At 64.1% G+C, this 24,023-nt stretch carries 21 protein-coding genes and 2 tRNA genes; 8 read left to right on the top strand and 15 right to left on the bottom strand.

Annotated features, from left to right (window positions below; all coding sequences use genetic code 11):
• Positions 1 to 135: 135 nt before the first annotated feature.
• Positions 136 to 1,059 (bottom strand): RNA polymerase sigma factor SigJ, encoded by a 924-nt coding sequence (gene sigJ, locus H9K76_RS09455; RefSeq protein WP_246475425.1) that lies wholly within the window; start codon positions 1,057 to 1,059, stop codon positions 136 to 138.
• 198 nt (positions 1,060 to 1,257) lie between these two features.
• Between sigJ and H9K76_RS09450 the strand changes: the two genes are divergently transcribed.
• Positions 1,258 to 1,722 (top strand): carboxymuconolactone decarboxylase family protein, encoded by a 465-nt coding sequence (locus H9K76_RS09450; RefSeq protein WP_246475424.1) that lies wholly within the window; start codon positions 1,258 to 1,260, stop codon positions 1,720 to 1,722.
• Positions 1,723 to 1,844: 122 nt separating this feature from the next.
• Entirely contained in the window at positions 1,845 to 2,288 is a 444-nt protein-coding gene (locus tag H9K76_RS09445; RefSeq protein ID WP_187599831.1) for an SRPBCC family protein, read from the top strand.
• Between the two features lie 38 nt (positions 2,289 to 2,326).
• Here H9K76_RS09445 and H9K76_RS09440 read toward each other — a convergent pair whose 3' ends face one another.
• Positions 2,327 to 2,845, bottom strand: a complete 519-nt coding sequence (locus H9K76_RS09440; RefSeq protein WP_187599829.1) for a hypothetical protein — start codon at positions 2,843 to 2,845, stop codon at positions 2,327 to 2,329.
• 180 nt (positions 2,846 to 3,025) lie between these two features.
• Between H9K76_RS09440 and bluB the strand changes: the two genes are divergently transcribed.
• Positions 3,026 to 3,730 carry a 5,6-dimethylbenzimidazole synthase gene (gene bluB, locus H9K76_RS09435; protein ID WP_187600555.1) on the top strand — a complete coding sequence of 235 codons (705 nt, stop codon included), beginning with the start codon at positions 3,026 to 3,028 and terminating at the stop codon, positions 3,728 to 3,730.
• A 91-nt stretch (positions 3,731 to 3,821) separates the two neighbouring features.
• Here bluB and H9K76_RS09430 read toward each other — a convergent pair.
• From H9K76_RS09430 to H9K76_RS09400, 7 genes are all read right to left on the bottom strand, one after another.
• Positions 3,822 to 3,896: transfer RNA gene (locus tag H9K76_RS09430), tRNA-Val, on the bottom strand.
• Between the two features lie 81 nt (positions 3,897 to 3,977).
• Positions 3,978 to 4,619 carry a ligase-associated DNA damage response endonuclease PdeM gene (gene pdeM / locus H9K76_RS09425; RefSeq protein ID WP_187599827.1) on the bottom strand — a complete coding sequence of 214 codons (642 nt, stop codon included), beginning with the start codon at positions 4,617 to 4,619 and terminating at the stop codon, positions 3,978 to 3,980.
• A gap of 50 nt (positions 4,620 to 4,669) precedes the next feature.
• Positions 4,670 to 7,183 carry a ligase-associated DNA damage response DEXH box helicase gene (locus H9K76_RS09420; RefSeq protein ID WP_187599825.1) on the bottom strand — a complete coding sequence of 838 codons (2,514 nt, stop codon included), beginning with the start codon at positions 7,181 to 7,183 and terminating at the stop codon, positions 4,670 to 4,672.
• 86 nt (positions 7,184 to 7,269) lie between these two features.
• Positions 7,270 to 8,955 (bottom strand): ATP-dependent DNA ligase, encoded by a 1,686-nt coding sequence (locus H9K76_RS09415; RefSeq protein ID WP_187599823.1) that lies wholly within the window; start codon positions 8,953 to 8,955, stop codon positions 7,270 to 7,272.
• Positions 8,952 to 9,992: a ligase-associated DNA damage response exonuclease gene (locus H9K76_RS09410; protein WP_187599821.1), complete on the bottom strand. Its 1,041-nt coding sequence runs from the start codon at positions 9,990 to 9,992 to the stop codon at positions 8,952 to 8,954. Before H9K76_RS09410 ends, H9K76_RS09415 begins: the two co-directional genes overlap by 4 nt.
• 91 nt (positions 9,993 to 10,083) lie before the next feature.
• A complete protein-coding gene (locus tag H9K76_RS09405; RefSeq protein WP_187599820.1) occupies positions 10,084 to 11,103 on the bottom strand; it encodes an SDR family oxidoreductase in 1,020 nt (339 codons plus the stop codon).
• 165 nt (positions 11,104 to 11,268) lie between these two features.
• Positions 11,269 to 11,673: a hypothetical protein gene (locus H9K76_RS09400; protein WP_187599818.1), complete on the bottom strand. Its 405-nt coding sequence runs from the start codon at positions 11,671 to 11,673 to the stop codon at positions 11,269 to 11,271.
• A 207-nt stretch (positions 11,674 to 11,880) separates the two neighbouring features.
• Here H9K76_RS09400 and H9K76_RS09395 point away from each other — a divergent pair, with 207 nt between their 5' ends.
• Together H9K76_RS09395 and H9K76_RS09390 are read left to right on the top strand one after the other, a co-directional pair.
• Complete coding sequence (locus H9K76_RS09395; protein ID WP_187599816.1) at positions 11,881 to 12,363, top strand: MarR family winged helix-turn-helix transcriptional regulator; 483 nt, start codon at positions 11,881 to 11,883, stop codon at positions 12,361 to 12,363.
• 39 nt (positions 12,364 to 12,402) lie between these two features.
• Positions 12,403 to 12,819, top strand: coding sequence for an organic hydroperoxide resistance protein (locus H9K76_RS09390; RefSeq protein ID WP_187599815.1), 417 nt, complete (start codon positions 12,403 to 12,405; stop codon positions 12,817 to 12,819).
• Positions 12,820 to 12,900: 81 nt separating this feature from the next.
• Here the strand turns inward: H9K76_RS09390 and H9K76_RS09385 are convergent, their stop codons facing one another.
• The 5 genes from H9K76_RS09385 to fusA all read right to left on the bottom strand — a co-directional run bounded on the left by H9K76_RS09385 (position 12,901) and on the right by fusA (position 19,524).
• Complete coding sequence (locus tag H9K76_RS09385; protein ID WP_223196285.1) at positions 12,901 to 13,509, bottom strand: SMI1/KNR4 family protein; 609 nt, start codon at positions 13,507 to 13,509, stop codon at positions 12,901 to 12,903.
• Between the two features lie 102 nt (positions 13,510 to 13,611).
• Positions 13,612 to 14,382 carry a YwqG family protein gene (locus H9K76_RS09380; RefSeq protein WP_187599811.1) on the bottom strand — a complete coding sequence of 257 codons (771 nt, stop codon included), beginning with the start codon at positions 14,380 to 14,382 and terminating at the stop codon, positions 13,612 to 13,614.
• Between the two features lie 87 nt (positions 14,383 to 14,469).
• Positions 14,470 to 17,055 carry a TonB-dependent siderophore receptor gene (locus H9K76_RS09375; protein ID WP_425489686.1) on the bottom strand — a complete coding sequence of 862 codons (2,586 nt, stop codon included), beginning with the start codon at positions 17,053 to 17,055 and terminating at the stop codon, positions 14,470 to 14,472.
• Positions 17,056 to 17,234: 179 nt separating this feature from the next.
• A tRNA-Val gene (locus tag H9K76_RS09370) sits at positions 17,235 to 17,309 on the bottom strand.
• 112 nt (positions 17,310 to 17,421) lie between these two features.
• Entirely contained in the window at positions 17,422 to 19,524 is a 2,103-nt protein-coding gene (gene fusA / locus H9K76_RS09365; protein WP_187599809.1) for an elongation factor G, read from the bottom strand.
• Between the two features lie 282 nt (positions 19,525 to 19,806).
• Between fusA and H9K76_RS09360 the strand changes: the two genes are divergently transcribed.
• Together H9K76_RS09360 and H9K76_RS09355 are read left to right on the top strand one after the other, a co-directional pair.
• A complete protein-coding gene (locus tag H9K76_RS09360) occupies positions 19,807 to 20,157 on the top strand; it encodes an ArsR/SmtB family transcription factor (RefSeq protein ID WP_187599807.1) in 351 nt (116 codons plus the stop codon).
• A gap of 203 nt (positions 20,158 to 20,360) precedes the next feature.
• On the top strand, positions 20,361 to 20,912 hold the full coding sequence (locus H9K76_RS09355) for a hypothetical protein (protein ID WP_187599805.1): 552 nt from the start codon (positions 20,361 to 20,363) through the stop codon (positions 20,910 to 20,912).
• A gap of 17 nt (positions 20,913 to 20,929) precedes the next feature.
• Here the strand turns inward: H9K76_RS09355 and H9K76_RS09350 are convergent, their stop codons facing one another.
• A complete protein-coding gene (locus tag H9K76_RS09350) occupies positions 20,930 to 22,375 on the bottom strand; it encodes a short-chain fatty acyl-CoA regulator family protein (protein ID WP_187599803.1) in 1,446 nt (481 codons plus the stop codon).
• Positions 22,376 to 22,591: 216 nt separating this feature from the next.
• Between H9K76_RS09350 and prpC the strand changes: the two genes are divergently transcribed.
• Positions 22,592 to 23,755, top strand: coding sequence for a bifunctional 2-methylcitrate synthase/citrate synthase (gene prpC / locus H9K76_RS09345; RefSeq protein WP_187599801.1), 1,164 nt, complete (start codon positions 22,592 to 22,594; stop codon positions 23,753 to 23,755).
• Positions 23,756 to 24,023: the final 268 nt, after the last annotated feature.

Below are 24,023 nucleotides of genomic sequence, written 5' to 3'. Positions count from 1 at the left end.
CAAGGGGGAGCGCGAAGCGATCCCGGGATCACCTCGCCCCGGACGGGCGCAGACATCCGCCCTTCGTCGCCCAACACGGCCAGGACAGGATGGGAGCAACGAGGAACGACCCGCCGGCGCAGCGCCTGCGGGTATTCAATGGACCGTATCGGCCCAGGCCGTCAGCTTCTCAGGGTTGAGCACGCGCATCACCGACAGGATGCGTTCGCCGTCCGTGTCGAATGACGACACGGCAAAAATGCGGCCGTTGATTCTCGCGATCGCGCCGGCTCTGCCATTGACCTGTCCGACGCTGATCGAAAAGCCCGGGGGCAGCTTGCCCTGGACTCCCGTCTCCAGGCGCGCGATGCGCTGGGCACCTTCGACCGGTCGCCGCGCAGCCCATGCCTTGCCCCCGCCGTCGCTCACAAAAACGGCCTCCGGGCTGAGCAGCTCGGCAATGCGATCGGCATGGCGCTCCTGAACGGCCTGCACGTACTGCTCCACGAGCCGCCGATGCGCAGCCTCGGGCACATCGAAGCGCGGCTTGTCACGGCCCACGCGCTCGCGGGCACGGTGCACCAGCTGGCGGCAGGCCGCCTCGCTCTTCCCGAGCGCCGCCGCGACGTCGGCATAGCCGCAGTCGAAGACATCGTGCATCAGAAAGCCCACGCGCTCCTCGGCCGAGAGCCTCTGCAGGACCAGCAACAGCGCCATCGAAAGATCCGAGGCCAGTTCCGTCGCGTGATCGGATGGCGGCTCCACCGCCACCAGCGGCTCGGGCAGCCAAGGGCCGATGTAGGCCTCACGCTCGACCTGGAGTGCACGCAGGCGGTCCACGCACAGACGCGAGAGCACGGTCACGAGCCAGGCCTCGATCGATCGCACATCGGCAGGCTGCCTCGCATGCCAGCGCAGGAAGGCTTCCTGCACGGCATCCTCCGCTTCCTGCCTTGAACCCAGCATGCGGTACGCCAGCCCGAACAGGCGGGGACGCAGCGCTTCCAGTGCATGGTCGTTTTCCATCGGAGCATTCACCTTTTTTTCCTTGTTGTTGCCGTGATCCTGCGTTGTCGTCATTGCATTGCAGCCACGACAACCAGACGGCCGGGCATGCACCGTTGTGACAGCTGTCCATGATTTTTTTCCGAAAAAGTTTTCTGCCCGCAGTCACAAATCCGGCACCTCATCCGTCTTGATGGTTGTACCGGCCTGGAACCTCCGGCACTGAAACGTGCCGCGGCCAGGCGTTCTGCAACGACCCGAAAGGACCAATCCATGAGTATGCAACCGCGCCTGAACTTCTACTCCGAAGCGCCCGAACAGATGAAGGCACTGATGGGGCTGAAAAAAGCCATCGACGAATGCGGCCTGGAAAAGGGGCTCATCCACCTCGTCAACCTGCGCACGTCCCAGATCAATGGCTGTTCGTACTGCGTCGACATGCACAGCCGCGAGGCCCGCGAGGATGGCGACACCGAGCAGCGCGTCTTCCTGGTCTCGGCCTGGAAGGAGTCCCCTCTGTTCACGGAGCGTGAGCGTGCGGCATTCGCCTGGGCCGAGCGCGTGACGCTCGTCGCCGACGGCGGTGTGCCCGATGCACTCTACGAACACGCACTGAAGCATTTCAGCAAAGGCGAGCTCACCCGGCTCACCATCGCGATCGGGCTGATGAACACCTTCAACCGGCTCTGCGTGTCATTCCACTCGATCCACGCCGTGCGGGGCGCCGCCTCGGCCTGATCAGGGAAGGATGCGAAAGCGTCCCCGACGCTTTCCGTGGAGAACAAAGCGAAACACCCGGGCGCCTCTCTTTCGGGACAATCGGATCCTTTCCACTCTCTCGAACATGCAAGGAGAAAGCCATGCCCAGCACCATTCGCCTGCACCGTGTCCTCACGGCCAAGCCAGAGAAGATCTTTCGCGCATTCATCGAGCCGGACGCGATCGCAAGCTGGCTGCCGCCCTACGGTTTCACCTGCACCGTGCACGAGCTGGAGGCCAAGGTCGGCGGCAAGCACAGGATGTCGTTCCGGAACTTCACGACAGGCCATGGCCATTCGTTCGGCGGCACCTATCTTGAACTCGTTCCGGGAAAGCGCCTTGTCTATACCGACAGCTTCGATGATCCTGGCCTGCCGGGTGAAATGAAAGTCACGGTAGAGCTCAAGGCTGTATCCGTCGGCACGGAGTTGAATATCGAGCAGCAAGGCGTGCCCGACATCATTCCCACCGAGGCATGTTATCTGGGCTGGCAGGAGTCATTGCGCAAGCTCGCCAAGCTGGTGGAACCCGAGATCCACCAGTAAAGCGGGCAGCAGCACTGGCTGGACCTGGACAGGAGAAACTACCCCTTCCTCAGCCGGTCCTGCCGCTCGATGTCTTCCCAGATCTCATTGGCCCGACGCCATGCGGCCTGCGCGGCGGGCTCCGCGGCCTCCCAATCAAGCCGGCTGGTGCCACGTTCGGCATCCCATCGCTCACGCCATTCGGTGTTCAAGGCATTCCAGTCGGCCTTGCCTTCGGCGCGGCTGGCATAGCCCAGCCGATAGGCGGGTGCGTAGTCCTCGTAGCCAAAGCCACCAGAGTAATAAGGCTCCGCCTGGAAATGCTCCTTCCAGTACGCGTCCTCGGCGGAGGGATCGATGGCCTCGGCAATCTTGTTGCCGGTGAAACCGCCAACGGCGGCACCCACAACCGCACCGACGGCGGCGGTGACCGGGCCTCCGAGCATTCCCGCTGCGGCTCCCGCAGCTGCGCCACCCGCTACCCCGATGCCGGTGCCCACGCGGGTGGCGGTGGTGTCCTCCACGACCTTCCGGTTCTCAGCGGTCGTGGTGCTGGTTGTGTCTTGAGGTCTGGTCATGCAACGCTCCTTCCAGTTCGCCAACGGATGACGGGGTGCCAGGGTTCAGGGGTGAAGGCGAGCCTTCATGTTGCGACGCAGAACGCGCAAGGGCTGTAGGAACCGCCCTTGCACACCTGTAGACGATGTGCCTGCATGAGCATGAGCGCGGACGACGCCTTTCCGAGGGACAATGCCACCATGTCCGAGCAGCATCCCCTCCCCCCCACTGGATCCGAAGCAGCCTCTCCGGCCCCCCTCGCCCACGGCTTCAGCGATGCCGAGCGCGCTGCCGTCTATCGCGCGATCCACGAGCGGCGCGACATGCGCCATTTCGCCGGCGGCACCGTGCCGCCGGAGGTGCTCGAGCGCCTCCTGACAGCGGCCCATCACGCTCCCAGCGTGGGTTTCATGCAGCCCTGGCGCTTCATACGCGTCAGAAAGACCGAACTGCGCCATGACATCCACGCACTCATAGAGCAGGAACGCATGCGCACCGCTGAAGCCCTTGGCGAGCGCAAGGACGAGTTCATGAAGCTCAAGGTGCAGGGAGTCCTTGATGCAGCCGAGGTGCTGGTCATTGCCATGCCTCCAGGACGCGAAGCCCATGTGTTCGGCCGCCGCACGCTGCCCGAAATGGATATCGCCAGTGCTGCCTGCGCGGTTCAGAATCTCTGGTTGGCCGCACGCGCAGAAGGCCTCGGCCTGGGCTGGGTCTCCATCTTCGATCCCAAGGCGCTGGCGGAGCTCCTGAAGATGCCTCAGGGAGCCCATCCCCTGGGGGTTCTCTGCCTCGGGCCCGTGGACCATTTCTATGACGAGCCCATGCTGCAGCAGGAAAGATGGGCGCGCCGCCGCCCCTTGCAGGACATGCTGATGGATGACGCCTGGACAGCCGACAACTGACGCCAACCGCTGCGCACCCACAGGCAAGCCAGGAACCCTGCCTGGCAACAAAAAACCCTCTTGAATCAAGGACTCAAGAGGGTTCCGAATCTGGTGGGTGATACATGGATCGAACATGTGACCCCTGCCGTGTGAAGGCAGTGCTCTACCGCTGAGCTAATCACCCAAAGCACTGCATCAGTGCCAAGACATCGATTCTAACGCATAAATTCATCACCTTACCCCAGAAAAGCAAAATTCCTGTTCATCACCGCACCTGCAGTACGAGTGGATCGCCGTCTGCAAGAAACACCCACACCCGGCTTTGTGCGGTGTGACAGGAAACACCCGCTGTAAAGGCCGAGAAGGCTGGCATCGCAAGATGCAGCCCTTCATGCACGAGCGCAGGCAATCCACGGCGCCACTGCCGATCGCGGAATACCGGGTGAATGTGCCCGTGGATGTTGAGCGAAAAACATGGCGCGCCATCACGCTTGTGGCGCGGCTCATGGCTGAGCAGGACGCCATCTTCCATCCACTCGCCCAACACCGAATCCAGATTCCATTGCGCGGCGGAAAGCGTCCTGTCGTGATTGCCACGCGTGAGGATCACGCGTGTCGCCGGATGCGTGTCGCGCAGCGCCTGCCATCGCTCCCGTGTCTGCGGCCCCACGAACGCACCGTGCACGAAATCACCGAGGATGACCAGCGCGGCCGGTGCAAACCGCTCCAGCAGGCCGTCCAGCCGACCCAGGTCATCCATCTGCACGCTCTGTGGAACCGCAACGCCGAATGCGCGGAAGATATCGCTCTTGCCGAGATGCAGGTCCGCAATCAGCAACATGCCCTGCCGCGGCCAGTACAGCGCACGTTCCGGCAACGCGATGAACCGCTCGCCGGCCACGTCCACCGTGATGGATCCTCGAGGGCAAGGATGCACAGGAGCTCTACCGAAGCTCATCACCGCCTGCTCCGATAGCCCACGCCGCCGGCATCGCGCTCGTTCTGCAACGCAAGACGCCGGACCCGCTCCGACCAGCTTTCGTTGGTCAGCTGGCCGCGAAAGCTCTCTGCCCACAACCCAAACGAGAAGGGAGTATGCCGCTCGGCATGCGCCATCACCCGCGTCAGTTTGGACAGCCTGGACAGGGTTTCGCGGAGTGTGGGCAGATGGAGTTCCTGGTCAAGCGCTTCCCTTCGTGCCTCGCACAACAGGATGTGCTGTGGGTCATATTGGTTCAGCACGTCGAACAACAGCCCGGCGGACACCTGCAGCTGTCTTTGCGATGCACGCGATCCGGGAGCGCGCGCTGCGACCAGCCCCGCGATCTGCGCGATCTCCTTGAAGCGCTTGCGCGCGAGTTCGCCGAAGTTGACCGCAGCCTGCAGGTCCGCCGCCAGCTGCCGCTCCGCAAGCAATGCCGGCCAGTCCAGGGTATCCGCATCGAGGGGATTTTGCGGCTGCAACATCAGCCCGATCTCGTTGCAGGTCCAGAAAAAGGTGTTGTTCTGCATCTGTGCGAGTCGCGTGGCCAGCAGCAGCGCCAACCCCTCGTGGACCACGCGGCCGGCGAACGGATAGATGAAGAGGCTGCGAGGAGGACGCGCCCCGACCACCTCGATCAGCAGCTCGCCTTCCAGCGGAACGTGCGAGCGTTCACGCTGCAGGGCAAGCGTGGGCAGCAGGTGGCGCAATTCCGGAGACAACGCACGCACCGCCTCCTCACTCGACGCTGCTGCTGCATGCGCCAGAAGGGCTTGCATGCGCTCGCCAACGCGCACCGACATCGGCATCAGCGATCCCGCCCAGGCCGGGGTGTATCTCCCTACGGACGCGGAACGCCGCACCCACGCCGTGCCGTCCTGCATGCGCACGAGTTGCAGGCTCTTTCCTGCGAAATTGAAGGTATCTCCCGGTACCAGGCGAGCGATGAAGGCCTCGTCGATCACACCAAGGCGCATGCCCCTCAGGTATTGCACCGGCACGGCCCCGTGGGAGACGATGGTGCCGATACCCATGCGATGACGCCGGGCCACGCCCGGATTCGCGGGGACATACCGGCCCGCCCCATCGTCACGCAAGCGCTCATACTGCGGGTAGGCCGCAAGCGATGCGCTGCCCCGAACAAGGAAAGCGATCGCATCCTGCCACTGCGCCGTGCTCATGGACTCGAACGCTGCGCTCGAGCGCACCTCGCGCAGCAGCGCCTCTGGATCGAAGCCACCGGCCAGCGCCATCGACATGATGTGCTGGCTCAGGACGTCGAAGCACAGCGCCAGCGGCTGGCGGCTTTCATAGATGCGCTGCCTGGCCAGCTCGCGCGTGGCTGCGAACTCGCACAGGTCCAGGATCTGCGTGGCCACGCCGTCCATGCGCACAGCGGCACCGGGCCTGTGCCTTGCCCGGCCCGCACGCTGGACGGTGCGCGCCACGGAGCGGGCGCCGCCAACCTGCAGGACCCGATCCACCGCCGGGAAGTCCACCCCCAGATCGAGGCTGCTGGTGGCCACCACGCAGCGGAGCCGCCCGCTGCGAAGCCCCTCCTCCACCTGTTGGCGCACATGCTGGTCCAGCGATCCGTGGTGGATGGCAAGCGTATCCACGTGCTCCGGCCAGATCGAGCGCAGCGCGGTGAACCACAGCTCCGCCTGCGAGCGCGTGTTGGTGAACAGAATGCTGCTGCCGGTGGACTGCACCAGCTTCGCTACTTCAGGCAGGTTGTCGAGCCCCAGATGCCCCGCCCACGGCAGCCTCGATCCGGGGGGAGGAAGTATCGAGTGCAGATGAAAGGGCTTGGGCCGCAGGTCCTGGATGACCTGCATGCGGGCGCGGGGACGCTGGCGCACAAGCACGCGCAGCGCCTCATCCAGGTTTCCGATGGTGGCTGAAAGGCCCCACACCTGCACCCGTGGCGCAAGCGCTCGCAACCTTGCCAGGTTGAGCTGCAAAAGCACGCCCCGCTTGTTCGGCAGCAACTCGTGCCATTCGTCCACCACCACACTCTGCAGCGAGGCGAACTGGGCCAGGCTGCGCTCATGACTGAGCAGCAGCGCCAGCGACTCCGGTGTGATGATGAGCAGCTGCGCCGCACCGCTCTCGGAGAGGCGCCGGTCGCGCGACGACGCGTCACCCGTGCGCAGGGCCACGCTCCAGGCAGGCAGCAGATCCCGGATCGGAGCGGTAATGCGTTCGCGCGTATCGCTGGCCAGTGCGCGCAGCGGCGTGACCCAGAGAATGCGGAAACCTTCGCGAAGCCGCGCCTCCTCCTTCACATTTCCTGCCCCTTCAGCTCGGGCCAGCGCGGCCATCACCGGACCGCCAAGTGCGGCCAGCGTCTTGCCGCTGCCGGTGGGTGCCGAGATGATGCCGCTGTCGCCCCGCGCATGGGCATCCCAGGCCTCTCGCTGAAAACGTGCTGCCGAGATACCCTGGGACGCCAGCCAGGCCCGCCACGCGCTGCGGGCACGGGCCATCGCTCGGCCACTCACCGGGGACGGCACGGGCGATGGCATCAAGGGAAGAAAAGTTGGAGCGGGTGTCACCATGCTGTGGCCTTCGATCACCCGTCCCGGCTCAGTGCGAGCAGGGCGGAGAGCCGGTCGGCCTGCTCCGGAGTCTTGTCCTCACGCCACCGCAGGATGCGGGGAAAGCGCACGGCCACCCCGGATTTGTGCCGCGACGAACGATTCACCGCCTCGAAGCCGATTTCGAACACCTGCTGGGGCTGCACCGAGCGCACGGGTCCGAAGCGCTCGAGCGTATGCGCCCGGATCCACTTGTCGAGCCGAAGGATCTCTGCATCGGACAGTCCGGAATAGGCCTTGGCCACAGGCACCAATGCGCCCTCCTCCGTCCACACCGCAAAGGTGTAGTCGGTATGCAGCGTGGAGCGCCGCCCGCTGCCACTCTGCGCATAGATCAGCACGGCGTCGATGGAAAACGGATCGAGCTTCCATTTCCACCAGTTGCCGCGCCGGCGGCCTTCCTGGTACGGAGACCCGAGCGACTTGAGCATCAGGCCTTCCGCATGGTGTTCAGCGGCCGTCTCGCGCAGCGCGGCCAGACGAGGCCATGCATCGAAAGCGAGCACCGGCGAGATATCCAGGAGGGAGCCAGGCCGTTGCAACAGGGGGGCCAGCAAGCGCTCGAGTTCCGCGCGGCGCTCGGAAAGCGGCCGGCCGCGCCAGTCCTCCCCCCGGGATTCGAGCACGTCGTAGAACAGGATGCGCACCGGTGTCTCCCGCATGAGACGTGCGGAGGGCTGGCGTTTCTGGATGCGCTTCTGCAGGGCCACGAATGCACGCGGAAGCCCGGCCGTTTCATCCCATGCCAGCAACTCGCCATCAAGCACCACGCCGGGAGGCAATAGCGCCGCCTGGACCTCGAGTTCAGGGAAGCGCCCATCGAGTCGCTCCTCGCCGCGCGACCAGAGGTAAGGCACATGCCCCGCGCGTCGAACGAGTTGCACTCGAATGCCATCCCACTTCCACTCGGCCTGCCAGGCCGCCGGATCGCCAAGCTCGGCGGGCTCCGAGGCCAGCGGTGACGCCAGATAGAACGGATAAGGCTTGTCCATCGACTGCGCGGACACCTCCAGATCCATCAAGGCTTCGTAGGATCCTGGAGACGGAATCCACTCACCGACCATGCGATGCGCCATGTCGGCGGCGGCTATGCCGGCAAGGCGCGCCAGGCTGATCTGCAGGGTGCGCCGAGACACACCGACACGCAGTGCCCCGGTCAGCAACTTGTTGAAGACAAAGCGCGAGGCATCGTCAAGCCGCAGCCATGCCGACTGGATCGCGCGCCGTCGGGTATCTGCTGGCTGGCCGGACAGCGGAATCAGAAACCGTTCTATCCATGCATCCAGGGAGCTCTCGCTATCGGGAACGAACCATGTCTCGCCCGGCGGAGTCATGGCCGCCTCCGCCATGCCCAGCGTACCTGCACCGCGAGCAGCGGAGACCAGCAGCGCCAGCGTTTCGGCCAGATCGCCCACCTGCCGATAGCTGTCTTCGACCAGCCAGAGCGGCATCGCAGCCAGCTCGGCCACCCATTCCCGCAGTTCGGTGGTGGTGGCCACCCGATGGCGGCCCGCGTTGACCTTGGCACCGCTCAGTACGTGGATGGCCCAGCTGGCCTCGGCATGGCCCGCATCCGCGAAATAGTCAACCAGCGCCGTTTCGCGCGCACGGTTGCCGGCAGCCTGGTCCAATGCCTGGTAGAGCGCGGCGAAGCGATTCATGGGATGGCTCCAGGATCCCTCGCGTCCTCAGGCGCGTCCGGCGCGTCTTCCTCATCCCCGTACTCGGTGCGCAGCCGCTCTGCCACGAGTCCAAGTTCGCTCTCCAGGTACGGAATGAGGGCGTCGGTGTTTCCATGGGTCGCCAATACCCGCCGCGCCCCGGAATCACGGATGGTGGTGATCAACGCGCCCCAATCCGCATGATCCGAAATGACGAAGCCGCGCTGCAGATTGCGCCGCCGCCGGTTGCCTCGCAGTTGCATCCAGCCCGACGCAAGCCCCTGCTCGAACGAGCGAAAGCGCCGTGTCCATGCGGAGTTCTGCGCCGAAGGTGGCGCCAGTATCAGCCGCCCCGCATAGTCGGTCGACGCGGGCAGATCGGCCACCAGCTCGGTGGATGCCATGTCGATGCCCGCACTGCGGTAGACCTCGACCCCGCGCGCCATCGCACCATGCAGCAGCACCGTGCCGTTGACGCGCCCGTTCAGTTCCGCCAGGATGCGTTGCGCCTTCCCGAGGCTGTAGGCGTAGACCAGCGCCGCCTTGCCCTGGGCCTCGCACTGCTCGCGCCATTGAAGGATGCGGGTCACTTCGTCCCGCGTGTCGGGCCACGCATAGACCGGAAATGCAAACGTGGCCTCGCAGATGAAGACGTCACAGCGCACCACCTCGAAAGGCGCGCAGGTGGGATCGGGCTGGCGCTTGAAGTCTCCGGTGAAAACCCAGACCTCGTCATCACGCTCGACGCGCACCTGTGCCGAGCCCAACACGTGTCCTGCCGGGTGCAGCGATACCTTCACGCCGCCAAACCGGCGCACTTCGCCGTAATCGAGCACGCGAAAATCCTGCGCCCCCAAGCGCCACCGCAGGATGTCCTCGCCAGCGCGCGTGCACCAGTACTCGCCCATGCCGGCATGCGCATGGTCGCTGTGGCCATGCGTGACGAAGGTGCGGTGCACGGGCCTCCAAGCATCGATGAAGAAGTCTCCGGCTTCGCAATACAGGCCACGGTCGGTGAGCACGATCAGGTCTGCCATGGGGGTCGAGGTCGGGATGTCGAGGCCAAAGTGGGGTTGGGATGCGGGCCAGGGAACGGCTTGACGCCTCGCCGCGTGCACGGCCCGCGGCCTACTGCTCCCCCGCCGTTCCGGTGATCGGAAGCACAATTCCGGTGATGTAGCTAGAACACGCGGGTGCCGCCAGGAAAACATAGGCCGGCGCGATCTCCTCGGGCTGTGCGGGGCGCTTCATGTCCGTATCGGCTCCGAACTGGCCAATCTCGTCGCCCGTGGTCTTGTCGGCGGGGTTCAACGGCGTCCACACCGGCCCCGGTGCCACCGCATTCACGCGAATGCCGCGCTCGGCAAGGTTGCCTGCCAACGCCTTGGTGAAGGCATGGATCGCTCCCTTGGTTGCCGAGTAGTCGAGCAGATGGCGGCTGCCGCGCAGGCCCGTGACCGAGCCCGTGTTGATGATGCAGTCCCCCTCGTTCAGGTACGGAAGCGTGGCCTTGGCCATGTGGAAGTAGCCGAAGATGTTGGTCTTGAACGTCTCCTCGAGCCGCTCCTCCGTGATGTCCGCAATGTCGCTGGCGTGCTCCTGGAACGCCGCGTTGTTCACCAGCACATTGACCGACCCGAACTTCTCCAGCACCTTGGAGACAAGATCTTCACAGAAAGACGTGTCCTGCACATCGCCCGACACGGCCAGGCATTGGGCCCCTTCGGCCTCCACCAGGCGGCAGGTCTGCGCAGCGTCTTCGTCCTCATTGAGATAGGCGATGGCCACATGGGCCCCCTCGCGCGCAAAGAGTACGGCCACCGCACGTCCTATGCCGGAGTCGCCGCCGGTGATGAGGGCGACCTTGCCCTCCAGCTTTCCACTCCCTGCATAGTCCTCGGCAAGCGTACGCGGCTGGAGTTCCATCTCAGCCTGCCGCCCGGGCTTCCCAAGCTTCTGTCCCGGCATCGGCGGCGATGGCTCCTCGTGCTCCGGTCCCGGAGCGGAGGGTTGCCGGCCCGGTTCAGCATCGTTCTTTGTGGACGCTTCCATCCGATCCTTCCTGCGCTGCTGCAATTGAATGTCCGTCTGCCGCTGCACGGCCTTGTCGGCCAGTTCGCGATGCTCCTTGATGATTGATGTCGACATGGTGGAATCCTGCTTTTTTCAAACCATGCTCAAAGCTTAGGTTCGCCCTGCTGTCCCACTTGTAGGAATCGGACAGCTACCGGTATCGCCACATGGCCCGTACTAATGCATGGAACAGCGCCGGTGCACGCGTAGGCGCTCGTCCATGCCTCCATCCTCACGGCCTCAGAGATCCTCGATGGCCAGCGAGTAGTAGCGTCGCGCAATCTCATATCCAGCCTCATCCAGGACAGCCTTGAGCCGCGCGGCAGCCGCGTCGCCAGGGGTGGCGACAAGCAGGCCATACTGTCCCTGGCCTGCGCGCTCGATGAATTCCCTTGCCGTTGCACCATCGGTTCCCGCGGAAGGCAGCGGCTCGTCGGTGTGTTGGACGGTCGGGCCGATCTGCGCAAGCACGTCGGCTGGCGGCACAAAGTAGACATCGTCACCGGTGAAACCATTGGCGAACAGTTTTTCCGCGCTGCCGCGGGCCTGTTGCTCCGTGGCGTACATCACCATGGTGTGGCCGGAAGGATAGAACGCGCCACCAATCAGCGCACGCATGCTCGAATCCACATTCAGGGTTTTCATGATGAGCTCCTCTGCTGTTGGACATTCATCACTCTAGGCCCGGAAGCCGGCACACACTGTAGGAACATGCGCCCAATACTCCGGCGTCAACATCACATGATTTGGCAAGACACCCGACAGCCGAAGGGGTCACCCATGGCCTTTCTGCTGGAGGTGTTTCTCATCAAATACATTGCGCACAATTTAATTGTTGGCAATAATTCATCCATGATCTCCACTACCCGTCGCCAGCGTGACTCCTCCCTGCACCTGGACAACCAGCTGTGCTTTGCCCTGTATTCGGCATCGCTGGCCACGACCAAGCTCTACAAACCGCTGCTGGATCCCTTGGGTCTGACCTATCCGCAGTACCTGGTGATGCTGGTGCTATGGGAACAGGACGACCGCATGGTCTCGGAACTGGGCGAACGCCTGTACCTCGACTCCGGAACCCTCACTCCGCTGCTCAAGCGCATGGAGGCAGCGGGCTGGCTTCACCGCCTGCGAGATGCAGCCGACGAGCGCCGCGTCAGAGTGCATCTCACCCTGGCAGGTCGCGCGCTGCGCGAGCAGGCGCGAGGAATTCCGGCCTGCCTGTCGCAGCAGGTAGGAGGCACGCTCGCCGAGCTCGAAGCGCTCACCCGGCAACTTCAACAACTGCGAGGCCAGATGATGGCTCCGCAGCCCACCCCCGCTTCATCCGAACGATGAAGTATCTTCCCAACTGGCTTGACTGAAGGAGTCATCACCATGGCATCACTGGACAAGGTTCTCTACACCGCCCATACACACACCACGGGCGGCCGCGACGGTGCGGCGCGCAGCAGCGACGGACGCCTCGATATCGCGCTGTCCTCACCCGGCGGCGCAGGCCAGGGCACGAACCCTGAACAACTGTTTGCGGCGGGCTATTCCGCATGCTTCATGGGCGCCATGAAAGCCGTGGCGGCCCGCCAGAAGATCACGCTGCCGCAGGATGCCTCCATCGACGCGGAGGTCGATCTCGGCCCGGTGGGTGAAGCCTATGGCATTGCCGTGCGCATGAGCATCCACCTGCCCGGCATGGACAAGGCCGCCGCGCAGCAGCTCGTCAATACCGCACACCTGGTCTGCCCCTACTCCAACGCCACGCGCGGCAACATCGACGTGCAGCTCACCGTGGCCTGACACCGTCCTTGCCCTGCCCTCACCGCCGCTCCATGGAGCGGCGGGATGGACATGGAGGAAGTGGAGAGCGCCAACACGCTCTCAGTACATCCACTTGCGGACCAAGGCTTTCCCGAACTTCTCGACGAGGAGAGCCTCCCCCTTCTCCTCCTCGTCATGCACCTCGGCAAGCATCTTGAGCATCAATGCATCAAGATAGTCTGGAACATGGGCTGAAAACAAGGTCAGTGCCGGATCGGCATCGTGGTCGAAATACCAGACCGCCTTGGTCTCCCGGTGAAAGCAGAACATATTCCCATTGCCGAGATAGTCGCTGAACGCCACCATCTGTTCGGCCAGCGCCTGTTCTTCCTCGGACAGCTCCCGCTCCGCCAAACCGGGATAGGCATCGATCAACGGCTGAATCGGCTCGCTGCCTTCGGGACTCACGGAGCACAGGGTTTCGGACAGACCCAGGGCCCCGAATTCCCTGTGATAGCGGGCAAGGCCCTCGGGCAATTCGCAACCAATTCTGGCCTCGCACTCCGCGATGGAAGCCTCTGGCGCCGGAGCGATGCGAGGCGCGCTCGGATGACCCTCCCACGAGTCGGCATACGCGGCAATCACCAGGCGATACCAGTTGCTGCGCGCCGACGCATCAGGAAGATCGGGCCAACACAGCGGCGGCAGGTCTTCGTTTTCAACACCCATCATGCACTCCTTGATCCATTGAATATGTCAGCATCACGCCCGTGATCCGAAGCCCGGCCATGGCGCCAGGCCATCGGGAAAGATTCTGCGCACGGCGCCTCATCAACCCGCGTCGCATTGCAGCGCGCCGAAGTCACGTGCTGCCAGCCTGTCCTGCTCGATGAATACCATGAGCTTGTCCCCGTCGTGCCAGCACCATTCGAACGCATCGTGCGAGTGCAAGGTGAGCAGCGAAACCCATTGCGGGCCGGGCGTGGGGTCATAGCCCAGGCTGTAGTACGAAGGGTATCCCAGCAGATAGTCGGTGGGCAGCAGCGCATCGGAGGATGGCTTGCCGTACATGGCACCCGGATCCTCAAGCAGGCCATCCAGCACCTCGGAGTCCAACGGCCAGTCCTTTCGCAGGTCGCTGTGGCGCGGCAGGTCCCACTCGCCAGTCAACAGGATGCGCCGCCCCGGCACGGCCTTGCCGCGCGGCGGGGGCGTGGCGACAAGCATGGCGGGATCCTCGAAAAAAGCGGCCTTCACATACCCTTCGTCGCCCCAGAAGATCTCCTCCTCGCCATCCGAGTCGGGGGCATATTCGGCATAGAAAAGTACCAGGAGGCCCGCCTCCGGCAGCGACTCCGGCCGGTTGGCGATCTCTGAAAAATCGATCTGGGCCAGGAAGCGGTAGACGCCAACCTCGTGCTGCGGCCAGGCAAAGCCGGGCGGCAGCAAAGGAATGCCGCCAAACCGGCTTTGCGCATCCCGGGGAAGCTGATCGGTCACCTGGATGCGAACGCAGGGCTTGAGCATCCCGCGCAGGAACTCCGCGTGGGATGCCAGGACGGGATGGGTGGTCACCAGTTGTTCGAAATCGTCGAGCTTCACGCGCTCCTCCATGATGGGTCAGGTTTTCAGCAGGGCATCGGTTGCAATGAGCCCTGCCATGTGTCCCGCATCGTATCCCGGCCCAGCTCAGAATGCGCCGCGCAGCGTCAGCAAGGCGCTGCGCGGCTCGCCATACCAGTTGCCGCCATTGGCTGCCCCCACCGTCTTGTAGTAGGTCTTGTCAAAGACATTGTTGAGGTTCAACGAGGCCGTCCAGTTGCGGTTGATGCGGTACTGCACGCTGGCGTTCCAGACGGCATATCCCGCCTGAGTGAACTTGAAGGGCACGTTGGCGCCATCAAACTTGCCCGAGGCTGGGTTGTAGCTTCTGGCCGTGCCGCTGACATAGGTCGTGCTCTGGAGCGTGACGCCGCCGCCCAGCGTCCAGGGCGACAGCTCGCCCGGCAGTTGGTAGGTGCTCCACAGCTTGAACAGATGCTTGGGCGTGACCGAGCTGTAGACCAGTTGCGCCGGGTCGGTCTTGTTGCGGTTGTGGTTATAGGTATAGCCCGCGAACATCTGCCAGCCACGGGCCATCTGGCCGGAGATCTCCATGTCCACGCCCTGGCTGACGATCTTGCCCTGCGCGATGTAGCAGCAGGTCAGGCCCAGGTTGCCCACGTCGGTTTCCGGATAGCTCGGGTCACGCACCGCCTCGCCGGTGCGCTCGATGCGGTACAGCGCGACGGCCGTGTTCAGCCGCCCCTCCGCCAGCTCGCCCTTCACACCCAGCTCGAAGCTGCGGCCCTTGACCGGGTCCAGCGCCTTCCCTGGCGTCGGGCCCGAAAGCTTGTTGGCCTGCGACTTGTAGATCTCGGTCACGCTGCCGTAGGCCGTCCACTGCGTGCCCAGGTCATACACCAGTCCGGCATAGGGCGTGAAAATACCGCTTTCGCTGTAGTACTCGCGACCGCTCGAGCGGATGCCGCCGGTCGCGTCGTAGTTGATGTACGGCGTATCGTAGGAGTAGCTTGCGTAGCGCCCCCCGACGATCGCGGTGAGCTGATCCGTGAGGCTCAGATTGACGCGGCCATACAGCCCTTTTTGGGTGGCGCCATAACCGGGATAGCTTCGCGTCTTGCGCTCGCTGACCGCCGGAGGAATCCTGCCGGGATCGAAGTCGTAGACATTGGTGAGCCACGCCGGCGTATCCATCTCGGAGTAGAAGGTGTCCTGGTCGTCGCGCACCTTGGTCCAGTCCGCGCCCACCAGCAACTGGTGCCTGCGTCCGAACAGCGAGAACGGCCCGCCGGCATTCACGTCGAGGCTTTTCTTCTCCGAACGGAAATCATTGGAAAACCCTGTCCATGCAGCCCCCAGGCCCGTCGCCGGATCGACCGCGCCGCTCAGGTTCGCGAGCCGCGCGTCGCTGTCCACCTTCTGGTAGTTCACCTGCGCCTTGAGCTTCCAGTCTCCCCCCAGTTGCTGGTCCACCTGTGCAAACAGCTCCTTTGCGCTCTTGTCGTAGTGGCTCCAGCCCGCCATCAGCGCGGTTCGGCGCGACAGTCCCAGGTCGTCCCCGTTGGGCGCACGCGGAAGACCCTCGCGCCAGGGCGTCGATTGGAGCTTGTCGTAGCTTGCGCCCAGGGTCACGCGGGTGGAGTTGGTCACGTCGGCCTCCAGGATGCCGTACAGCAGGCTGTTGCTCGAATCCGCGCCTCGGTAGAAAAAGTCCTTGTCACCGTGGGCCAGCACCGTGCGTCCGCGCAAGGTCCCCTCGGCGTTCAGGGGGCCGGCGACGTCGAGTTCCACCTGCTTGCGGTTCCAGCTGCCCACGGCCGCCGAGCCCAGGATCTGCTTCTGTGCCGTGGGGCGCTTGCGCACCAGGTTGATCGCCCCGCCGGGCTCCCCGGTGCCACTGAACAGGCCGTTGGCGCCGCGCACCACCTGCACGCTGTCGTACATGGCCAGGTTGGGGTCGAACAGCTGCTGGCTGAATGCATCCACGCTCGCACCGTCGATCTGCACATTGGTGATCTCGAAGCCGCGCGACAGGAAGCTGGTGGCGGAGCCGCCGAGCCCTCCGGCCCCGCCATAGGTCACCGTCACGCCAGTGGTCTGCTGCATCACCTCGCCCACCGTGACGAGCGCCTGGTCCTCGATGCGCTGGCGCGTCACCACCGAGATCGACTGCGGTGTCTCCCGGATATCCTGTCCCTTGCCCAGGGACACGCGCGATGCGGCATAGGAGCCGGAGCCTTCGGTGGCCTCACCCTGATGGACCTGTGCCGTCACGAGCACCTCTCCCAGCGCGCGGGCCGAGCTCCCCTGGCGTCGCACGGTGACCGCAGAGCCTACCGGAATGGCTTCCAGGCCGCTGCCGGCCAGCGCCTTGCGCAGCGCCTCATTCAAGGTGGATGCTCCCTGCAACGCCGGCGCCGTACGTCCTTCCACCAGGGTGGCGTCGACCGATACAGCCACGCCCCAGGTGCGGGCCAGCGCATTCAACGTCTGACCCAACGGCTGGGCAGGCAGATTCAGGGTGTGCGATGTGGCCATGCCTGCCTCGCTTGCACCCGCCTGGGCATGGGCCTCGGGCAGTGCCGCCACGCCTGCCCAGGCCAGGCAGGCGACGGCGCTTGCAAGAGCCATGGCATGCATGCGGTTGCGTCGCGGCTGCGCGGCCGGATCGGGCATGTCATGCGAAGAAGAATGAGCGCGATTTCTTTTCATCCAGATGCATCCTGTGAAGTGCTTGTCAGAGTGTTTTCACAGTGAAGACGAATGAAATCGGCTTTGCCGGACAAATCTTTGCGGGGGATTCCTCCAGCTCCGCCGACCGGCGCCATGGGCCGAGGATGACCCACAAAGCAAAAACCCTCTTGAGCCTGAACTCAAGAGGGTTTCGAATCTGGTGGGTGATACATGGATCGAACATGTGACCCCTGCCGTGTGAAGGCAGTGCTCTACCGCTGAGCTAATCACCCGGATGATGCAAAAGACATCGCTGCTGCATCAAGCCTTGAATTGTAGCATAGGGTTTTCGCCCCAAATCGAATTCAGAATAAATTTCACATGAACGGCCAACGGTTCAACGGATCAGCGCGAGCTTCTCGCCTCGATGCCAGCGACCACATGCGCAGGCGCCTCGGCATAACGCTTGAACTCCATCGTGTAGGTGGCACGCCCCTGCGTCATCGAGCGCAGGTGCGTGGCATAGCCGAACATCTCCGACAGCGGTACCTCGGCCTTGATGGCCTTGCCGCCGCCGCTGATGTCGTCCATGCCCTGCACCATGCCGCGACGGGATGACAGGTCACCCATCACGGTGCCGGCATAGTCCTCGGGCGTTTCGACCTCGACGGCCATCATCGGCTCGAGAATGACAGGACTCGCACGCTTCATGCCCTCCTTGAAACCGAAGATGGCCGCCATCTTGAAGGCCTGCTCCGAGGAGTCCACATCGTGGTATGAGCCGAAGGTGAGGCGCACTCGCACATCAACCACCGGATACCCCGCGAGCACACCGGTGTTCAGTGCCTCCACCACGCCCTTCTCGACCGCCGGGATGTACTCGCGTGGCACCACGCCACCCTTGATCTCGTCGACGAACTCGAAGCCCTTGCCCGACTCGAGCGGCTCGACGGTGAACACCACGTGGCCGTACTGGCCCTTGCCTCCCGACTGGCGCACGAACTTGCCGTCAACGTCTTCCACCTTCCTGCGGACCGTTTCGCGGTATGCCACCTGCGGCTTGCCCACGTTGGCCTCCACGTTGAATTCGCGCTTCATGCGGTCAACGATGATCTCCAGGTGCAGCTCGCCCATGCCGGCGATGATCGTCTGGCCGGACTCCTCGTCGGTGCGCACGCGGAACGACGGGTCCTCCGCAGCCAGGCGCGAAAGGGCAAGCCCCATCTTTTCCTGATCGGCCTTGGTCTTAGGCTCCACGGCCTGCGCGATCACGGGCTCGGGGAAGTTCATCTTCTCGAGAATGATGGGTGCGGAGGGGTCGCACAGTGTCTCGCCGGTCGTCACATCCTTGAGCCCCACGCAGGCGGCGATGTCGCCCGCGCGGATCTCGTCGATCTCCAGGCGCTCGTTGGCATGCATCTGCACGATGCGGCCGATGCGCTCCTTCTTTCCGCGGATCGGGTTGTAGACCACGTCGCCCTTGGAGAGCACACCCGAATACACACGGACGAAGGTGAGTTGGCCCACAAACGGATCCGTCATGAGCTTGAAGGCCAGCGCCGAGAACTTCTCGCCGTCGTCCGCGTGGCGCACCACGTCATTGCCGTCTTCATCGTGGCCCGGAACGGGCGGCACGTCGAGTGGCGAAGGCATGAGTTCGACCACGGCGTCCAGCAGTCGCTGCACGCCCTTGTTCTTGAACGCCGAGCCACAGAGCATGGGCTGGATCTCGGTGGCGATGGTGCGCGCGCGCAGGCCCGCGATGATGTCGGCCTCGTCGAGGTCACCGTTCTCGAGGTATTTGTCGGTGAGCTCCTCGCTCGCTTCCGCGGCCGATTCGACCATCTTCAGGCGCCATTCCTCGGCCGTCGCCTTGAGCTCCGCGGGAATCTCCCGGTATTCGAACTTCATGCCCTGCGAGGCTTCGTCCCAGATGATGGCTTTCATCTTGATGAGATCGACCACACCGCTGAACTCGGCCTCCGCGCCGATGGGAATGACGATGGGCACGGGGTGGGCGCCAAGGCGGTCCACCATCATCTGCCGCACGCGGAAAAAGTCCGCACCCACGCGGTCCATCTTGTTGACGAACGCAAGGCGCGGCACCTTGTACTTGTTGGCCTGGCGCCAGACGGTTTCCGACTGCGGCTGCACGCCACCGACGGAGTCATAGACCATGACCGCGCCGTCGAGCACGCGCATGGAGCGCTCGACCTCGATGGTGAAGTCCACGTGACCGGGGGTGTCGATGATGTTGATGCGGTGCGCCTCGAACTGCCGGCTCATGCCGGACCAGAACGCCGTCGTCGCGGCCGAGGTGATGGTGATGCCGCGCTCCTGCTCCTGCTCCATCCAGTCCATGGTGGCAGCGCCGTCATGCACCTCGCCGAGCTTGTGGCTCACCCCGGTGTAGAACAGGATGCGCTCGGTCGTTGTGGTCTTTCCGGCATCGATGTGCGCGGAGATGCCGATGTTGCGATAGCGTTCTATGGGGGTATGACGAGACATGATGACGTCCTTGGAAAACGGCCCGGCTGCGAGGTTGAAGAATATAGAAAAAGCAGAGGCACCGCACCTGCGGCACCGGCAGCAGAACCGGAAGCCCACCATATTAAATGTACGAATACAATCGTACTGTCAGCATGGATATTGGCGGACAAGCACAATCCCCCTGTACTGCTGCTGGACTGCAGGACTTCAATACCACTGCGGTACATTCCGCGGCTTTGTCCCAAGCAACCATCGCAGTGCCTCGCATCGACGCGAGGCCCCGTTGAACCGAGTGGAGCCATGATTCCAAACCATCCCGAGCGGGACCAGATCCGGCTTGAGAACGTCCTCACCGCCCTTGGCAACCCGTTGCGCCTGTCCATCGTGCGCGTGCTGGCAACGAGCGGAGAGCGCAACTGCAGTTCGCTGCTGCGCGAGCAGCAGACCAAGTCGACGATGACCCACCATTGGCGCGTGCTGCGCACAAGTGGCGTGATCTGGCAGCGCCCAGCAGGCCGCGAGAACCTGCTTTCGCTGCGCCGCGAGGACCTGGACGCGCGCTTTCCCGGCCTGCTCGACGCATTGCTGTCCGCCACGCGGAGCGATGCCCTCACGCGCGCAACGACACAGTGGGATGAAGAAGCGGACTGACGATCCGACAGGCTGCGTGCCTGGCATCGCACAGCATGTTTTCGTGACGCCGCGATGGCATCCGGTTGCGGTTGCAAGTATTCGACAGTGGAACGTTCGCTTACCAGCCCTCTGCGTCGCACTCCCTCAGAATCGATAAATTCACACGCTCGCGCAAAGCCTGCGGGCAGCTGTTGTTCCAACACATGAAAAAAGGACTATCGATGCCCTCGCAAGCCCCTGCCCGTCTCCTGGCTCCCGCCCTTCTCGCCACGCTGTTCGGCCTGCTTTTGCCAGTGTCCCAGGCAGGCGCGGCGCAGACCTGCTCCACGGCGATCAAGGACAGCACGGTCACCGGGGACGTGTCCGTGGAGGGTATGTGCACCATCGAGGGAAGCCGTGTGAGCGGCGCCGTTCTCCTGAGGCCCGGAGCCAGCCTGACGATCCGGGACAGCTCCGTGCTCGGCCCCGTGCAAGGCGACAGGGTGAAGACCCTTGACGTGACGGACAGCAGGCTCGACAAGGGCCTGGTGATCACGGGTGGCGCCGAGAGCATCAGGCTCAACGGAAGTTCCGTGGTCGGGGCCCCGGCGGTGCTGTCCGCAGCCAGGATCGTCACGCTCGACACCGTGACCATCCGTGAGTCTCTGACGCTCAAGGACGGATCGGGCACGCTGGACATCAAGGACTCCAGCATCAGCAACGGCCTCAGCTGCAATCGGGGCGTGAAGTACCGTGCCGTTGGCAGCCTGGTCTCCGGCAAGGTGAACTGCTGACCTGACGGCCGCGCCGGTCAGTCCGGCGCCGCCATGTAGGGCACGAAGCCGCTTTCGTTTTCATTGACGCGCAGCGGCTTGCCCACGAAAGGGAACGCGCGCTGCGGACAGGCGCTGCGCTCGCAGACCTTGCACCCCATGCCGATGGGCGTGGCAGCATCGAGATTGCGCAGGTCCATCCCCTTGGAATAGACGAGCCTGCCTGCATGCTGCAGGTCGCAGCCCAGCCCGATCGAGAAGGTCTTGCCGGGCTTGCCGAACCCCCGGCCTTCATGCGTGACGGCGCGCGCAATCCAGAGATACACCCGTCCGTCGGGCATGCTTGCCAGTTGCGGAAGAATGCGCTGGGGCTGCGTGAAGGCCTCGTAGACGTTCCATAGCGGACAGGTTCCGCCAGTCCGGGAAAAGTGGAAATGCGTGGCGGACTGGCGTTTGGAAATATTGCCGGCCCGGTCGACACGAATGAAGAAGAACGGCAGGCCGGGCGCATCCGCGCGCTGCAGCGTCGAGAGCCGGTGGCAGACGGTCTCGAAGCCCACCCGGAACTGCTGCGCAAGCAGGTCGATGTCGTACTGCAGACCCTCCGCCGCCAGCAGGAACGGGCCGTAGGGCAGCACCACGGCACCGGCGAAGTAGTTGGCAAGCCCGATGCGCGCCAACCGCCGCGTTCCCTCGTCAGTCCACGGCGAAGCTGCCAGCAGCGTATTCATGGCTTCGTCCTGCTCCAGCATGGCCAGCTGCGTGGCCAGTTGAAACGACTGCTGCGCCGGCCTCAGCGAAGAGGCGAGCTGCAGGGTGCGGGTCGCCGCGTCGTAGCGGCGATGGGCCGCTCCGCCCGCTCCCGCATCGCCCGGAAGATGCCGCACCACATGCACACCGTGCAGTTCGCGCAGGCGCGCCACCAGCCATTCGCTCAACTCGCCGCCGCACTGCCGCGCCTGCATGGCGAGCGCCTCCGCACTGCGGTCCAGCGCGTCGAAATAGTTGCGATGCGCAAAGAAGAAATCCCGCACGGCCTCGAACGGCATGGGCTGCACCGATGCGAAATCTCCGGCCAGGCTGCGGCCGTCGCCGATGTGGACCGCCATGGCCTCGAGCCGCTCCGCATCCTGCCTATGGCGCGCATGGAATGCGAGCAATGCGCGCGCCACATGCGGGAGCTTTGATGCGACCTCGCGCAGCTCGGGCAGCGGAACGGTCTCGGTCATCTGCGTATTGGCGGCGACAGCGTCGCGCAGCTGCGCCAGCATGCGCGCCTCTTCGTCCTCCGAAAACTGCTGGATGTCGACCCCCAGCACCTTGTGAATCCTGAGCAGCACCGACACCGTGAGCGGGCGCTGATCCTGCTCGATCTGGTTCAGATAGCTTGGCGACAGGCCCAGCGCCTGGGCGAGCGCCACCTGGCTCATCCCGCGCTCGGCGCGCAGCGTGCGCAGGCGCACTCCCATGAAGGTCTTGGACATGCTTTTCCGGTCTCTATCGATTGTTCTGAGAATTTGCAAAATTCGCAAATTACAGGCTTGTGCTTCGCAAGAATTCGCCTTTTTAGGCCTGGAGCACGATTCGCAAACTGCGTAAATTGCGAAGTATCGCAAGCCCCCAACGGCTTGTCCATACCGCCGCGAGCCGCCGCCAACGGACCTGCAGGCACGCACTCTCAACGCAAGGAGACCCACCACATGAACGCAGTCATCGACGCCCCCGCATCCACTTTCAAACCCAAGAAGTCCGTGGCCCTCTCGGGCGTCACCGCAGGCAACACGGCGCTGTGCACCGTGGGCAAGACCGGCAACGATCTGCACTATCGCGGCTTTGACATCCTGGATATCGCCGAGGTCTGCGAGTTCGAGGAGATCGCACACCTGCTGGTGCATGGCAAGCTGCCGACACGCGCCGAACTGGCAGCCTACAAGGCCAGGCTCAAGGCCCTGCGCGGTCTGCCCGCGAGCGTCAAGCAGGCGCTCGAGCAATTGCCCGCGGGCAGCCATCCCATGGATGTGATGCGCACCGGCGTATCCGTCCTGGGCTGCACGCTGCCGGAGAAGGACGACCACAACCTCGCCGGCAGCCGCGACATCGCGGATCGCCTGATGGCATCGCTCGGCTCGATGCTGCTGTACTGGTATCACTTCAGCAACTCGGGCAGACGCATCGAGGTGGAGACCGATGACGACTCCATCGGCGGCCACTTCCTGCACCTGCTGCACGGAAGAAAGCCAAGCGCGTTGTGGGAGCGCGCGATGCACACCTCGCTCAACCTCTATGCCGAGCATGAGTTCAACGCATCGACCTTCGCCGCGCGCGTGGTGGCAGGCACGGGCAGCGACATGTACTCCGCCATCACGGGTGCGATCGGAGCCCTGCGCGGCCCCAAGCACGGCGGCGCGAACGAGGTGGCCTTCGAGATCCAGAAGCGCTACGACAACCCTGCCGAAGCGGAAACCGACATCCGCCGCCGCGTGGACAACAAGGAAGTGGTGATCGGCTTCGGCCATCCCGTCTACACGGTGAGCGACCCGCGCAACGTGGTCATCAAGGGCGTGGCGAGGAAGCTTTCGGAAGATGCGGGCGCAACCAAGATGTTCGATATCGCCGAACGCCTGGAGTCCGTGATGTGGGAAGTGAAGAAGATGTTCCCCAACCTCGACTGGTTCAGCGCGGTGAGCTACCACATGATGGGCGTGCCCACCGCCATGTTCACACCGCTCTTCGTGATCGCCCGCACCAGCGGCTGGGCAGCGCACGTCATCGAACAGCGCGCGGACAACAAGATCATCCGTCCAAGTGCCCATTACGTCGGCCCGGATCACCTGGCCTTCATCCCGATCGAGGCCCGTACGTGACGATGGAGAGCCCAGGCGGGGACATGGGCGCGCTGCGCCCCCTGCAGCCCTACTCGCTGTACGCACAGTATCGAAGGAGCTGATGCTGCAGTTCTTTCAGCTCGCCCATGCACGCCTGCAACTGGCCTATGGCCCGGCAGAAACGGCCCGAAACAACGCCATCCATTCCAACTGACTCCCAGCTGCCCCAACGGTCCCACCTGACCCAGCGGGCCCCACCGACAATCCACGGACCAGCCCATCCGCAACCACTTGCAGGTGGCGATGC

The organism is Diaphorobacter ruginosibacter (assembly GCF_014395975.1).
Classification (GTDB): Bacteria; Pseudomonadota; Gammaproteobacteria; order Burkholderiales; family Burkholderiaceae_C; genus Diaphorobacter_A; species Diaphorobacter_A ruginosibacter.
Note: the sequence above shows the minus strand (reverse complement) of the source record. Positions and strands in the feature narration are given on the sequence as shown.